The sequence below is a fragment of the Bacillus sp. ISL-45 genome (assembly GCF_018613195.1).
GTDB lineage: Bacteria > Bacillota > Bacilli > Bacillales > Cytobacillaceae > Mesobacillus.
In genome coordinates this window covers 126,254-140,676 of the sequence record NZ_JAGGQQ010000009.1, presented here as the reverse complement: position 1 = coordinate 140,676, position 14,423 = coordinate 126,254, and the positions used below count along the sequence as shown (strand labels likewise).

The window sequence follows — 14,423 nt, the reverse complement described above, 5'->3', positions numbered from 1 at the left end:
CATTTTACTTAACTCGAAGAACTTGGCCTGGATAAATAGTGTAATTATCATCTAGGTTGTTCCAATCCTTGATTTGTTGGGTAGTACTGCCGTATGTCCTGCTTAGAGAATAAACTGTATCACCAGAAACAACTGTGTGATAAACTGCCGTCGCCTTCTTAGGAAGATTGAAACTTTTAACAATCCCATTCGCATGACCACGAGCAATATTTTCAATGAACGAACTGGATTTAAGTTTAGCTGCATCGTTCGAATTGTCAATGAAACCATTCTCGGTTAAAAGAGCTGGCATGTTTGATTCACGTAGCATGTGGAAGTTTGCTGTTTTCTTTCCACGATCATAGAAATCAACAAGGGCCAGGACTGCTGCATGAATATTACTTTGGTAAGTAGTTGTCGGTGTTCCTACACCAGGATAAATGAAATCTTCGTAACCTGTTCCTCCACCAGCATTAATGTGGATGGAAAGAAGGAAGTTAGCACCCCAAGCGTTGGCTGCGTTCGTTCTTTCAGTTAATGAAACTGTTTGATCACCAGTACGACTCATCAACACAGAAACGTTGTCGTATTCCTGAATTAGGATGTTTTTGACTCTCGTTGCAATTTGGAGCGTCAAATCCTTTTCCCTTAGTCCGTTTCCTACTGCACCTGGATCTGTACCGCCATGACCTGGATCAATAAATACTTTTACCATTTAAAACCACTCCTAGTTAATTTTTATATTCGAGTTAAATGAGTTCATATTATGATTTAGCCCCAAATTTTACATCCCAATCAACTCCTTTCAGGCAAAACAAAAAGCCACTCAAGTGAGTGACTTATTTCTTCATCTTTCCTTGTGCTATAAGTGCTTTTTTCTGCAGCTGCGCATTCCTGGAAACATAAGTGTTCTTCCACACAGACCAGGCATTGACGCCTATGAAGATGCTTAAGATAACGAAGTTTGCAATATCACCGGCAAAGGGTGTGATATCCACATTGAAGATTCCCTTCAGGCCTAAAGCCAATAACGAAAGCCACCCTGATAATAGGATGGCCCAGTCTTTCCACGTTTTCGGTTGTTCGTACATTTTAATTTCCCCTTTCAAAAAAAATACACCCAAATGGGTGTCTTGGTTATCATTGAAGTTCAGTTTCTTTAAAAGAAAGTTTTCCTATATCCCGTCCATTTACATCTTTAAGTAAATGGCCATATAACCGGTTAACTTCTCTATACATCCCTTTAAGATTTCTTGCTATTATGACTGCACTTTGGGTTTCGTTGCTGCCCTCCACGACCACTATATACCTTTTCCTCTTCATCGCCTCTGGCAAAATCTATTCCCCCATTAACCTTTGTGGAAGAATTATACCATTATATAGTACTTAGAAACTACTTATTTACCAGATAATTAATACTTTTCCACTATTACTCGACTATCCTTTAAATACTTCGAATACAATGGCAATGACTCCACCGATAACGCCTATTACTGTTGCTGAGATTAGAGCTGTCGTTATTGTCCTCTTCAGCCATTTGGTATCCTCTTTAATTTCTTTAAGGTCACTTTGGATGTTTTGGATAATTTGGTCTTGTAACAATTGCTTGTCCTGAAGACGGCGAATATCACCTCTCATCTCCTCTATGTCCCTCTGCACGGATGTTTTCCAGATATCCATTTGTTCTGTCGCCTCCAATTTGATACCCCCTCTCTCTATTTACCCATAAGAAAGAGAGCTGGCTGCCAGCTCTCGAGTGCATCTTATTGTGTAATTAAATCCTGTCTATCCTCTGAAATTAAATAAGCGTCGATACCCTCTTTTAGGTCTGGACGCTTTAAGATTACATAATCATAGCTATAGACTCCATCGATTATTCGTTGCCCCATGTAAGCTGCCATTAGAATGTACCTCCGAAGATTAAGTCATCGAGCGCCTTCTGTATGAGCTTCTGTTCCTTTTTCACATTTGCCAATTCTTCTTCTGGAGAAAGAACACGATCAATGTACTTCACTTTCAATGTCCGTTCAATCACATCGACATATCGGTGTTCAGCTTTTCCGGCTACCGGTTCCAATGTCGGCAAGGATTCCACTAACAATCCTTGTGATTTCATGTTTTCCGCCACATATTCTTCATTGACAATCGTTTGAATGTCTCCGGTCGTTTCATCAAAAAACACCCTGTACATTATAAAATCACTCCTCGTAGTTTTACTATTACAATTTTGTCATACCACTGCATAGCGATATATTCTTTATTAGCAGTTGCTCGCCAAGTATTAGGAGAGCTTCCAGAATCGCCAAAAATATGAATCGGAGTTGCCCCGCCTTTAGGGTACAAGAAATATGAATAGTACGAACCATTAGTATTTCCGTACACTAACCTAGACGCCCCATCTTTTATAGGTACAGAATTGTTGATAGGTTGAACGACGGATGTTTTCGATACAAGAGTTGGCGATGTTGCACCAATCGTCCTTTTTGTGAGCTCTACGGTCTCCCAAGATGAATATACTTCCGAATTGTCATCAGACATGTATGCTTGAATAGCCGTCGAACTATCATCATATGCTTGTATAAGACTACCTGAGATTGAATACACCTTGACGTTTCCATCACTGTAAAAGAAAACAACTCTGGATTTGTCTTTTGAAATACTGACCCCTCTAGCACCCCACGCCGTTGCACCTATCCATTCATACAGCTTAGTTCCAGTATCTAGATTGAAAATGGCAACACCAAATGTAGAATTTGAAACCGGGACTACAAGGTAGTTATCATATCTAAACGGTGTTAATACAACGTCGTTTGTAGTAGTATAACTTCCAATAAGTGCCCCACTAGAGTTGAAGCGGTCCACCCCTTTCAATCCATTTTTAGAATGAAAGAACCCGTCAACATCCCCGGATATATACTCGTGTGCACCTGTTGATACAGATAGTTGACTAATATATGTGCCGTCACTAACTCTGTACTTGTTAATCAATTGATTACCAGTACTCGCACTCGACCCGGCTTTTAAATATATATATCCAGTGTCATCCATTGCCATCATATTATTACCAACACTGAAAATACTAATCTCAGCAACCTTGTCGAATTTAAACCCCAAACTACCGAAGAAAGGAAGTTCTGAATCTTTTCCATACTTACCGCCACCGCCAAAGCTTCCACCGTGTTCCCGAATATCAATCATGCTTACACCTCACTCACTAAAACACCATCCGCATCATAAGAAAGCGTGAAGGTATCTGTTTTCATGGTTGTTGTCCCATTGGCAGCGTAATAAACAACTGTGCGAGTGGTGTATTTCGGGCTTGTACCTCCACTTAATGTGGATTTTACAGCCAGGGTACCATCTGATTTCCTTTTAAGCTCCACAACAGTGAAGATTCCATTCGCGTCCTTTCCACTCTTATAGACCCTTAAGGGTTCCTTTATCTCCTGTAGGGCCCCTTCAACGGTCGTGGCTACAAAACGATTTCCCGCATCGACAATGTCCACCTTGGCTGCGTCCGTTCCTATAACCTCCCAGGAGTCTCCATCCCAATATTTTTGCTTGGCCATTTCTTCACCTTCCTTTTAATTCGTATCGATCCAGAGAATATTCTTATTAGTTGGAGATGTTATACCTGCATAAAAGGTATCTGACCCTTTAGATTGGTCGAGGTTTGCCTCAAATGCTGAATACCCAACTGGAATCGATCCAGCCGTCCAGTTGTCTATTGTAAAACCATTAACCTGAATGTTCTCATACATGAACGCTTCATTCCCAGCAGTAGCCCTATCGACATAAACCTCGAGATATACAGGGTCATAAGTGCTTTTATACACTAACCGGATTTTTTGGAAAGCTCCGTTTCCGCTGTAATGAGAGTTCGCCAATATGTTAATAAGAGGGTTCATTCCATAATGAATACCTGCGATAAATTGTGCTGTCTGATGAGAACCCGATGTTTCCTCCTTTATAACAAATCTAGCCATCGCCCTATTTCCAATATTAGTAGCGATTCGGTACCATCCTGCTGAGGAGAGATTCAATTTCGAGGTTCTCCCAGTATTCTCAGCTCTGTACTCTGACGGCTTATTCAGGACATTCTCCCACTCCACAGAATCGGCCACTGCTGCACCCTGTGGGCCTTGGAGATTAACGTATTGAAATGAGGCTTCGTCATCCCTCTTAACACCTAGCGAAGTTCCAGACCAATTGTAATTGAGTCCAACACCCTGAGGCCCCGTTAATCCTTGAGGACCTACCGGTCCCGTTGCTCCTGTGTCTCCCTTGTCTCCTTTAGGACCTTGGGGTCCAGCGGGGCCAGTCGCTCCTTGGATTCCTTGAGGCCCCTGAGGACCAGTCGCTCCTGTGGCACCGGTATCACCCTTTAGTCCCTGTGGTCCTGTCGCCCCCGTATCCCCTTTCGGTCCCTGAATCCCTTGAGGTCCTTGTGGTCCGGTTGCGCCTATCGCACCTTTGATGTTCCCTCGCAAGGTCCATGTAGTGGATGCAGTCTTCTCATATACATCCCAAGTTGTTCTATTTAGGTAGAAATCGCCAATCACTCCGACCGAGGCAACTGGCGCCACTGTTCCTGTATACCAAGTCTTCCCCTCCGCTCCGGCAGGTCCTTGTGGTCCAATCGGTCCCTGTATACCCTGAGGACCAGTGGCCCCAGTATCACCTTTTGGACCCTGAGGACCTGTGGCTCCAGTGTCACCCTTAGCACCTTTTAAATCCACATAAGAAAAGGCTTGCTCCGTCTCGAGCTTGATTCCCAGCTGTGTCCCGTTCCACTGATATTCGATGCTTTCGCCCTGAGGGCCCTGCAGATCCACCACAGCCATCTGAGCTGCAATCAATACATATTGTCCAGCCGGCAGACCGGCAGCTATAGTAATTCCCTTCCCGTCTGTATGCTCGGTAAAAGACGCCTGTGGTTGCCTGTCGCCATTGATGAACAGGTTAACGGCCCTGATGCCTACCGGGAACATCTTGGTATCCGACCAGGTAAAGAACGTCTGCCCTTCAGTAGAGATGAATTCCTTCTCGAACAGGACATATGACTGTGAAGATCCGGGTGGTCCCATTTCTCCGGTATCGCCCTTGTCACCTTTATCACCTTTCAGGTTAACGTAGGTTCCCAATGTACCGTCAGGATTTTCAAATCTGAGGGAGGTGCCGCTCCATTGATGGAGTGGCTTATCACCTTTATCCCCCTTAGGTCCAGTCGCGCCTGTAAGCCCTGTATCACCTTTTGTCCCTTGTGGCCCAGTCAATCCAATCGGTCCTTGTGGACCGGTATCCCCTTTTGGACCTTGCAATCCCTGGGGTCCAATTGGACCAGCAGGACCTGTTGACCCAGTCTCCCCCTTGGCGCCTTGAATACCCTGCGGGCCTATCGGACCTGTATCTCCTGTATCTCCTTTATCGCCCTTATCACCTTTTGGCCCTTGAATACCTTGTGGTCCCTGTGCCCCCAGTGGACCCTTCAGGTCGGTAAAAACATAAATGGTTTCATCCTCACGCTTAACACCCAGGGATGTTCCTTGCCAAGCGTAGTTCAATCCGACTCCATCTGTTCCGTCAGTACCTGGAGTGCCAGGATCACCCGAAATGTTCTCGGCTACAGGCTGATCTATCTCTTGTTTGATTTTTTCAACAAGAGTCGGAAGGGACTTGCCAAATACAACGTCGAGACGGAACCCGCCAGGTTCGTATGTCTCGGTCACTTCCGTTACTCGCAAATTTGCAGTTATGCCCCATTCCTTATTCTGAGTGGTAACTATGTCACCTAAATCCCAGTCCTCCTCATAGATGAAGGTCGAATAAGGCAGGACCTTGGTTTCAAAGGATTGTACAGGCATGAATTCGGCTAGTTTCTGCTCCCCACGTGATGGAAGGTCACTGCCATCTTCAATATCCCGCGCATCAATAAAGACCTCATTCCGTTCCAGACCAGAAAGGTCATTGCCTATCTGAACGATTTCCCTCTCTACACCTTCACCCTGGCCACCCACGAAAGCAGCATTTTTGTGACCAAGCTCGCTGTCCACGAACGTTTGTGATTCCACGTTATCAAAATCAATGGAAAAGAATACGGGTGGATTGGGTGATTGCTCCGCACTTAAATCCCTGCCCTCATAAACATCAAAGACAAACTTCCTTCTGTCTAAATCAATCCGAATATCCCATCCTAATCCGGATGAGAGAGAGATTTTTTCTAGCTCCTCATCAAGGTTTTTAAACCGTGTTTGAAAAACAAAAGAAGCACCCCTATTTTGATTGGGTGCAATCTCGAGATCCGGAATGATTCTGTTAGGATCAGCTGGGTTCACTGCGTTTCTATCGACATAAGTCTTCATAATGGTTTCTGCATCAGCGTTTAAACGGTCGTATGCAATCCCTGCAGGAGGAACGGTGATCCTTTTCGATAACCATCCTTTTAGGGACAGCCCTCTAATTTGCAATGCACCAGCAGCGTCCTTCTCAACATGAAGGATATAGGCTGCTTTTTCAGGTGTAAGGAATATGATGTTTCCTTTCACCAAATGTTCCGTGTGCTGCTTCCTGGAGTCGATGACAATTTGAAGGTCATGAGGCTTGCTCCATTTACGGGTAAAAATCAGACTCTCATAGTCGTCAATCTCCCCCAGGAATTCAAATGCTGGTGTAATGATTTTCAGGCTGCTCATCTTGTATCAATCCAAATGTCGTTTATAGTTGGGGAAGCATGAGCAGCCGTACCAACGCTGATCTTCATCCCACCCATGGCGGGTGCTCCTGATTGGATTCCTGCGAACCATTTGTTCCATTCCGCTTGGAACTGATCTGTGGGTACAGTAATAAGTGAGGACACCAGTCCAGCCACGTTCACATCTAGCCTCTCATCTGTCACACTGTTGATTGTAGAAGTTCCTGCATTAACCCTGACCTGCGCAAGACTTATTTCAAAGATGATATCATCTCGTTGCAATGCAGGAGGAAGAGGATTAGTCGCTGGTGTTCCCTTTTTCACGACTGCCTGAATGCTCCTTTGGGCCAGACTGCGGTCAAGTCGAACGACAACACGATCAATTCGAGGATTCGTTGCATCACCAGCATCATGAGTCAATGCCTTGTCCGTAGTGTTTCGATACATATACCCTTCCAGAAATGCGCTTCCTGGCTCCACCTTTGTCCCAAGACCTGTGGTGGCCGTCACTTTTAAGGAGGGCACATTGTTTTTATGATAGAGTCCTGTGGTTAAAAACTGACGGAAGTACTTCGCGAATTCATCCGCATCGTACTGCCTGTCTCCGTTTACACTGTTAAAAAAACTGTACTCTTCCATGTTCTCACCTCTCTTATACTGCCAGGTATCGATTCTTCCACTTAATAATAACCGGCGCACGCTCGTAGTCTTGACCTGTTGAATAGCTTAATAGATTATTCCCTGCAATCAGCTGGAAAAGTTCAGAGGTAGAGATGTTGATTTGATTAAACGCATTGGTTTCTATTCCAGTTGTGCTCACTTTTGTCACACGCTTTTTCCCAAACTCAGTATTGATTACCAGCTTCTCGCCATCTAGTAAACTCTGATTCACCTCAATCATCTTTCCGGTCGTTTCATTACGGATTATGATTGGGGCAGTGGCTGGTCCAGTGAATGTCACCTCGATTGGTGTATCTACATCACCTTCATTCATGATGAGTTTTGATTTACTAGGAGATTGTTGTGCAAAGGCTGTAGGAAAGGTGACAGGAAACGTCAACCCACTTTCGAAAACAGCTAATTGCTCCACCTGGTCTTCACTTTTCCAGTATGGATTTGGACACGTTAGGGTGATCATCCCTTTTTGCAATGTCATGCTGCGATTAGAATGACCGTCTGGATAAATGGGAACTGAATCTGCAATGGCCTCAATTTCCCTCACAACAAAGTCATTTTCATAACGAATAATGCCAGGTTTAAGCTTTGGATTAAATGCCCGTGCTATTTTAGCTCTTGAATCGGAAACTTCAGAATAAGCTTGTTGTTCAATCAGGAATTCAACCGTGACTTCTCTTTCCTGTAGAACACTGCCCATTAGCGAGCTACCGTCTTGATAAGGTGATTTCTGAAGCTGTAATTCCGCATCAACCTCACCTAATCCGCTAATTCGACTCAAATAAAATGGGGGGCCATCGAAGCGAATGATTTCACCATTCGAACTTGTATAAATGATACGCTCCATTTACCTGAACCCCCATTCCATTGCCTGTTGCTGACCTACTCGCTTTAATTGTCTTGCATTTTCCGAAGGTGATAAAGGTGTTGGAGAATGAAGATGCACCTCTTGTTTAAAGTCTCCGAGTCCTCCTGTACCATCCTTTTGATGAATCCATAAATCTACATCTAGTTCATCCTTAATTTGTTGCTTAATTTCATCCATCTGGAATCCAGTATCGATTGAAGCACGACCTATTCCAACATCTGCAACGGCTAATTCCGGTGTAAAGGCACTGGTAATAGATGATGCTAAGAAATCCGTTGCTTTCACTGCAGCACCATTCATTTTCTGCAATCCGACTATTACCCCTGAAACAATATTCTTTCCTACGACGTCCCTCATCCAGCGAGAAGGGGAATGAATGTTAAGAGTTCCGGTTATTTTGGATTTGATGTTACCTGCGATATCAGAAATTGCAGAAGCGACAGAACCTGCCATGGACTTAATTCCATTAATAAGACCTTGTATGATGTTCTTACCAATCTCTTTTAAGTCCAGAGATTTAAGCTTATTGACAATCGGATCTATGACATCGTTCTTTATCGTTGTTACTAATTGGCTCCGCAACTTAACGATTCCAACAATAAGTGCTGTGATTATTTTAATACCTGCATCAATGATTTTGGGGAGGTTCTCAACAATCCCTGTAAATATGGCTATAATCAGGGTTACCGCTGTTTCTATTAATTTTGGCAATATCTTAATTATCCCGTTAATCAATGCATTAAGAATCTTAATGCCCGCGTCAATTATTTTAGGTAAATTTTTTATTAATGCATTAGTAATCTGCATTATCAGATTAATCGAAGCATCAATAAGTTTTGGTAGGATTTTAACAATCCCATCTATTAACGCCACTAATATTTTTATTCCGGCATCAATGATTTTAGGTAAGTTTACAATCAATGCCTCTAGGATAGTAGTTATTAACTTCACCGCTGTATTAATCAATTGAGGAAGAATTTTAATAACACCATTAATTAAGGAGTTTAGAATATTAATTCCTGCATTAATCAATAACGGTAAATTTTGTGTAATTATATTGATTAAAGAATCAATTATCATAATTCCTGTTGTAATTACAATAGGAATTATTGATATTATACCGTTGAGCAATGCTTGTACAATTTGAATGCCAGCATCCATTAAGACAGGTAACATTTGAGCAATAATCGGAACGATCATCGTTACAATTTTGACAATCGCAGCCGCGATAGTAGGTAACGTTCGGGCAATACCACTGACGATTCCGCTAATAATCTTACTTCCTTCTTGGATGAATATAGGTAACTTTGTTGTCAAAAACGTGACTATGCTGTCTGTAATTTGAGTGATAGTGGTAGATAACTTACCTGCATTACTAGTGATACCTTGAGAGATAGCCGGAATAAAGCGGGATGCAGTAATAATTAATCCTGGAATTCCTCCAACCAATGCCGCTATGATCGTTGGAATGATTTTCACGAAAATCTCACCAAGCTTACTGAAGTCGCCGTTTAAAGCAGATATTATGGCTTTGCTCATATTCGTGAAGGCACTCTTGACTTTATCAATAACTGGACTTGCAAAAGAAGCTAACCAGCCAAACACTTCAATAGCTTTATTCTTTATGGCGGTCCACGCGGAAAGTACCGCTTTCCTGAAACCTTCGTTATTTTTCCATAAGTAAACAATGCCTGCAGTTAAACCGACAATTGCCGCAGCTACAATCCATACTGTAGCACTCATCGCTGCAAGTCCTGTTACTAACGGACTGATTAACGGCCAAACAGATGCCAATGCAGCCTTAAATCCAGCAAATAGCCCTATCCCTACAGCAAGTGGGGATAAAAGGAGAGTAAGGGCAGGAACTAACATCATGGTTCCCTGAATGATTTTAGCTAGAACAGGGTGCGCTTCGTTAAACTGTATGACCATGTTCGCGATTGCTGTAATGAAATCATAAATCTTCATCATCACCGCGCCGAAAACGTCCACCATTGGTTGGAAAGCCTGGCGAACAGCAGCCTTCATTCGATCGAATGACTCTTCATACCCTTTTACCGTATCCATTGCACCTTTATGCAATGCTGAATACACCAGAGCAGAGGTCACTGCTGCCCCGAGAGCAACCATCTGAAAACGCATCATACCTTGCGTAATCATCCTGGTCATGTCGTTTAATTCTTTCATATTCGCAGTAGGACCTAGCAGTTTTAAAGCCAGGACAGATGCATTACCGGAATTCGCCATTTTATTTAAGGAGTGAGCAACCGCGAGACCGCCTTTGTTGATTTGTAACAAAGGGTTTTTCATACGGCCATAGTTAGCGCTTATCTTCTCAGCCTGGGTGGACATGTTAAGCATTGTGCCGGCAGTCTGGATCATGCTGATTTTCATCAGTTCATTGTTCTTCATCATGTTGTCGGTAGCTTTTTTATGTGCAGCGCCAAGAGCTGTAACCTCATCCATGAACTGATTATTAGATCCGGAATATTTTTTTGCACTTTGTGCCAGCTTGAAATAGCCGTATTGCGCTTTAATCATGTCATCTCGGAATTCACTCATCGTTAAGGATTGTTGAGCAAACGCTGATTGCATTTCCTGACGCATTCTTCTGGCTTCTTCGGAAGTGCCTCGATACATTCTATGGGTTTGGTATCCCGCATTGTAAATTCGGTTACCTGTTTGTAAAGCCTGATTGCCTGTTCTTTGCATTTGTCGCTGAGTATAGGCTAACTCAGCTGTTAAATCATTCACTTGGCGAGTAAGGGCTAAAACCTTTGCCTGGGTCTGCTGCATTTGATGGTTAAACCGGGTAACATCAGCTTGAATATTTGTTTCCCGTACACTCGGAATTTCATTTAGTTCAGAATTAGCGCGCTGAATGCTTGAGATGAAGTTCGTAATATCAGCTGTAATAGAAGCTGTGGCACCAAAGGCCGTTTTTCTGATCGCTTCATCAACTTCAGTCATCTGTCTCATAAATTCATTGATATCCGCAGTGATTTTGGCAGCAAAATTCTCTTGCATGTTTTATCCTCCTTTCATTTTGTAAGATTTCATAGCTTCCTTTGCTTTTCTATATCGTTCCAGGTTGATTCTTGGTACTCTGCTTTCTTTCCAATTGTCAGAACCGCTCATAATCCTTTTACGCGCAGTTTTCGCATCGAACATTTTGTTTTCCCTGGCTCGCTTGGCGTTCTGGGCATACCGATTAAACATCGCCTGTTTTGCCATGCCTTCATACTGGTCCACTATTCTTAATTGGGACCCTTTTATAAAGTTTTTGAACTGCCTTGGCGTCCAGGATAAAATCAAATCAGCATCATAAACTTCGAGGTAATGAGCTGCGTTGACAAACAATTGGTCGTAATCTATTCCTTCATTTCTTTGCGCATTTGGAATAGCATTTCCGCTTGTTGCTCCCTTTCCGCCTTTTCTTCTTCCGTTTTCCCGGTCTTCTTGTAAGTCTCGATATTTTTCCAATAACTCTTGGCTTGTTTCTTGAAAAAACCCGATTCGTCCACCGCGTTGAAAGCCTCTTTAAATAGCTTTTCTGTATCCCCGTCTTCTTCAATGCGTTTTTCGATAGCAGCTTCAATTTCTTCAAGTTTCGGCTTATCTTTCACCAAGTAATCCAAAGCACAATCCCAGAATGCTAACAGATGCTTGTTGGAATACTGCAGCAAGTTGGTATATAAACCATGGAAGCCGCCTACTTCATTACCATCCTTATCTTGTTCGGAGTATTTCTTGTCTGCTAATCTTTCAAATCGAAATATACACTTAGCCTCAAACTCTTTTCCGTTAATCTCTAAAAAAGCCATTTTCCATTACCTCCACAAAATAAAATAATAAAAGGCAGGATTATATCCCGCCTCAATGTTTTATACAGTTGTTGTTGATGTTGTTTGTTCAGGGAACTCTCCTGTCGCCGCACCAGGAGCTTCAAAACCATAACGAGCAAATTCAATCATTTCTGGTGGCAGTGGGGCTATTTCCCCCTCTTGCGTTGAACCAATCACCTGTACTGTAGCTGAAACTTCAACAAACCCATCTTGTGGGCTTGATTTTTCTGCACTTTCAACAATGCAATAGCCGAAGACGGCTGGGTGCTTACCATTGGCGTTAAGGTTAAGATCCACTTCCCAGACCTTGATTTGTCTTTTATTCTTGATGGCATCCATTACAGCTTTTTGGCCTGGGTCACCAGTCTCACCGTATGCTGTGAATTCGAATGACTCACTGTTCTGGCCGTACCCGACAATTCGTCCGAACTTCGTCGACTCATCGATAATGTCATTTTCAATAGAATATGAGTTTTCTGTTAGGTTACCAATAAGTAACCCCGCTGCTCCCAAAGCAGCATCTGTAGATTGCACTAATAGAATGGAATCTTTTCCTTGTTGCATCCTATTCACTCCTCAATGTGTATTTTATTCGCAACACCCCGTGCCTTATGCGTGGGTCGATGTCGTCAAACACTTGGATACCGAGCCGCTCCACTTTAAGGACTTGAAAGCCCGGCAATTCCAGTTTGTAAGACAATGCCTTCTGGCAAGAGTTTAATATGTTGTAAGTCTCTTTCTTCCCAGCGTAATCAGACCAAGCATGGATAACTAAAGATATTTCTTCACCAGGCACTGTTTTCGTGTCAAAAGGAAGCAATGTCGGTTCTCCAATAACCACGTAAGGATATACCTGGTCTTTTGGGACAGCATCAAAAACTCCGGTAATCATCTCCTTCAGGGATACATCGGAGTCTAATCTTTGAAAAATAGCCTCCTGCAACGGCCATAAAGCTGTATCATAGGACATGTTAGTTCACCAACCTGTTCATCTCGGTTCGGTAGTATCTTCTACCTACCTCTATAGCAGGGTACCAGTACGGTTTAGCACGCATTCCTCTTGTATTAATAAACCGCCCAAGCTTGTCCGAATAGTAAGTCCATGGAGTTTGACGACCATCCCCATTTACTGCATATATGCCTGTCCCAAATTCTACATAAATCGCATAGTGAGCTCCGACAGTTACTACTGAGGTTAGGCCACCGTCTCTGATCTCAACTTCAATCGATTTTCTAAGATTGCCATCGTCAGATGGTGCCAATGATCGAGCATTAGCTTGTATCAGATAGGCCGTTTCCATGACAATTCTTTTTGCTTTTTCAACCACACCTTCGCCGAACTGCCGGGCAGACCTAGACATTCTTCTATTGCCAAACCTGATATTAACCATTAGGAACCAACTTTAAAGGCAGGCGCATGATTTCGCCCTGCCCCCCTTGATCCTGGGGTCTACCCACAACCTCATAAGTCTCCCCCTGGTACGTCACGCGCATATCTGTTTTGATATCCGTTCTGTATGGATAATAGAGTACCCTGTCCAGTTGATTGTCCAATTTTTGAAACTCGTAAATTTCACGGCTTGAAGGTGTGTCCATAAACCCTTTCATCGTTAAAACTACAGCGAAAGCCAATTCATGGCCGCCTCCGCCATCTGGCACCTTTCTTTGCTCCCAAAAGGTTACTTCATGGGGAAATTCATCGTTGAGCACGGAATCTCACCTTCCTGTAAGCCCTCAAATTATTATATAAGGACCTCGGTAATTCACTTTCAAAAGAGTAAGAGACGGTGCCCATCGAACGATTCCTCAGACCGGTTTTGTTTTGATAAAATTCAATGGCCTTAGCCATAAAAATTTTGACTCCTCCAGGGATGACAGGAGAAGTTGTTTCACTGTCCCCGAATGTGTTATTACATTCTTCCTTCACATGGTCAAAAAGAAGAGGGAGCATCGTACGGTAATGCTCCATTTGTTCCGTACGACTCTCCCCATTAATCAGCATGATTTCTTTTACTTCATCATCGGTAGGTTTATACATATTCCACCTACTCTCCGAGGATTAAATCGATTAAATCCTCTTTAGTAGCGTTTGATTTATACTGAATCTCTTCCTTGTCGAGAAAATCCTTCAGATCATCATTTTTGATTTCCTGCAGTTCTTCACGAGTAAGTGTAAAAAAGTCAACACCTGACCCGTCATTTTGGCTTTCAGGCGTTTCCGGGGCGTCTACCAAGGTATAACCCTTTTCCTTATACACGATGTTATATGCTCTTTCTGTAACCCTGTGTGTCTTGCCGTAGTGGTCTTTAACAACTACCATACTGTCTGAAGCTTTCACATATTTAGCCATTGATTATTCCTCCT

The 14,423-nt window shown here is 43.0% G+C and carries 20 protein-coding genes; all 20 read right to left on the bottom strand.

The features are described from left to right. Positions 1 to 4: 4 nt before the first annotated feature. The 20 genes from J7E35_RS12945 to J7E35_RS12855 all read right to left on the bottom strand — a co-directional run bounded on the left by J7E35_RS12945 (position 5) and on the right by J7E35_RS12855 (position 14,409). Complete coding sequence (locus J7E35_RS12945) at positions 5 to 694, bottom strand: N-acetylmuramoyl-L-alanine amidase family protein (RefSeq protein WP_214780321.1); 690 nt, start codon at positions 692 to 694, stop codon at positions 5 to 7. Positions 695 to 818: 124 nt separating this feature from the next. After that, positions 819 to 1,070 (bottom strand): phage holin, encoded by a 252-nt coding sequence (locus J7E35_RS12940; protein ID WP_214780320.1) that lies wholly within the window; start codon positions 1,068 to 1,070, stop codon positions 819 to 821. 49 nt (positions 1,071 to 1,119) lie between these two features. Then, the gene (locus J7E35_RS12935; RefSeq protein WP_214780319.1) at positions 1,120 to 1,314 is read right to left on the bottom strand and encodes a hypothetical protein; all 195 of its coding nucleotides are present in this window, start codon (positions 1,312 to 1,314) and stop codon (positions 1,120 to 1,122) included. A gap of 102 nt (positions 1,315 to 1,416) precedes the next feature. Further along, positions 1,417 to 1,677 (bottom strand): hemolysin XhlA family protein, encoded by a 261-nt coding sequence (locus tag J7E35_RS12930; RefSeq protein WP_214780318.1) that lies wholly within the window; start codon positions 1,675 to 1,677, stop codon positions 1,417 to 1,419. A gap of 65 nt (positions 1,678 to 1,742) precedes the next feature. Continuing rightward, a complete protein-coding gene (locus J7E35_RS23505; protein WP_285290793.1) occupies positions 1,743 to 1,868 on the bottom strand; it encodes a hypothetical protein in 126 nt (41 codons plus the stop codon). 11 nt (positions 1,869 to 1,879) lie between these two features. Continuing rightward, complete coding sequence (locus J7E35_RS12925; protein WP_214780317.1) at positions 1,880 to 2,170, bottom strand: hypothetical protein; 291 nt, start codon at positions 2,168 to 2,170, stop codon at positions 1,880 to 1,882. Further along, on the bottom strand, positions 2,170 to 3,177 hold the full coding sequence (locus J7E35_RS12920; protein WP_214780315.1) for a hypothetical protein: 1,008 nt from the start codon (positions 3,175 to 3,177) through the stop codon (positions 2,170 to 2,172). Before J7E35_RS12920 ends, J7E35_RS12925 begins: the two co-directional genes overlap by 1 nt. Before the next feature lie 2 nt (positions 3,178 to 3,179). Next, entirely contained in the window at positions 3,180 to 3,548 is a 369-nt protein-coding gene (locus tag J7E35_RS12915) for a hypothetical protein (protein ID WP_214780313.1), read from the bottom strand. A gap of 15 nt (positions 3,549 to 3,563) precedes the next feature. Further along, on the bottom strand, positions 3,564 to 6,671 hold the full coding sequence (locus J7E35_RS12910) for a Gp37-like protein (protein WP_214780311.1): 3,108 nt from the start codon (positions 6,669 to 6,671) through the stop codon (positions 3,564 to 3,566). Continuing rightward, entirely contained in the window at positions 6,668 to 7,369 is a 702-nt protein-coding gene (locus tag J7E35_RS12905) for a hypothetical protein (RefSeq protein WP_214780310.1), read from the bottom strand. Before J7E35_RS12905 ends, J7E35_RS12910 begins: the two co-directional genes overlap by 4 nt. Then, complete coding sequence (locus tag J7E35_RS12900; protein ID WP_214780309.1) at positions 7,323 to 8,192, bottom strand: phage tail family protein; 870 nt, start codon at positions 8,190 to 8,192, stop codon at positions 7,323 to 7,325. Before J7E35_RS12900 ends, J7E35_RS12905 begins: the two co-directional genes overlap by 47 nt. Then, positions 8,193 to 11,240, bottom strand: a complete 3,048-nt coding sequence (locus J7E35_RS12895) for a carbamoyl-phosphate synthase (protein WP_214780308.1) — start codon at positions 11,238 to 11,240, stop codon at positions 8,193 to 8,195. 3 nt (positions 11,241 to 11,243) lie between these two features. Next, positions 11,244 to 11,573, bottom strand: coding sequence for a hypothetical protein (locus J7E35_RS12890; protein WP_214780307.1), 330 nt, complete (start codon positions 11,571 to 11,573; stop codon positions 11,244 to 11,246). 11 nt (positions 11,574 to 11,584) lie between these two features. Beyond that, positions 11,585 to 12,037 carry a tail assembly chaperone gene (locus tag J7E35_RS12885; RefSeq protein ID WP_214780306.1) on the bottom strand — a complete coding sequence of 151 codons (453 nt, stop codon included), beginning with the start codon at positions 12,035 to 12,037 and terminating at the stop codon, positions 11,585 to 11,587. 60 nt (positions 12,038 to 12,097) lie between these two features. Then, the gene (locus J7E35_RS12880; RefSeq protein ID WP_214780305.1) at positions 12,098 to 12,622 is read right to left on the bottom strand and encodes a phage major tail protein, TP901-1 family; all 525 of its coding nucleotides are present in this window, start codon (positions 12,620 to 12,622) and stop codon (positions 12,098 to 12,100) included. A gap of 1 nt (position 12,623) precedes the next feature. Beyond that, positions 12,624 to 13,028 carry a DUF3168 domain-containing protein gene (locus J7E35_RS12875; RefSeq protein ID WP_214780304.1) on the bottom strand — a complete coding sequence of 135 codons (405 nt, stop codon included), beginning with the start codon at positions 13,026 to 13,028 and terminating at the stop codon, positions 12,624 to 12,626. 1 nt (position 13,029) lies between these two features. Next, on the bottom strand, positions 13,030 to 13,449 hold the full coding sequence (locus tag J7E35_RS12870; RefSeq protein ID WP_214780302.1) for an HK97-gp10 family putative phage morphogenesis protein: 420 nt from the start codon (positions 13,447 to 13,449) through the stop codon (positions 13,030 to 13,032). Then, a complete protein-coding gene (locus J7E35_RS12865; protein ID WP_214780300.1) occupies positions 13,442 to 13,768 on the bottom strand; it encodes a phage head closure protein in 327 nt (108 codons plus the stop codon). The genes J7E35_RS12870 and J7E35_RS12865 overlap by 8 nt, the downstream gene beginning before the upstream one ends. After that, positions 13,755 to 14,096, bottom strand: a complete 342-nt coding sequence (locus J7E35_RS12860) for a head-tail connector protein (RefSeq protein ID WP_214780298.1) — start codon at positions 14,094 to 14,096, stop codon at positions 13,755 to 13,757. The genes J7E35_RS12865 and J7E35_RS12860 overlap by 14 nt, the downstream gene beginning before the upstream one ends. Before the next feature lie 7 nt (positions 14,097 to 14,103). Next, the gene (locus J7E35_RS12855; RefSeq protein ID WP_214780296.1) at positions 14,104 to 14,409 is read right to left on the bottom strand and encodes a hypothetical protein; all 306 of its coding nucleotides are present in this window, start codon (positions 14,407 to 14,409) and stop codon (positions 14,104 to 14,106) included. Between the last annotated feature and the right edge of the window lie 14 nt (positions 14,410 to 14,423).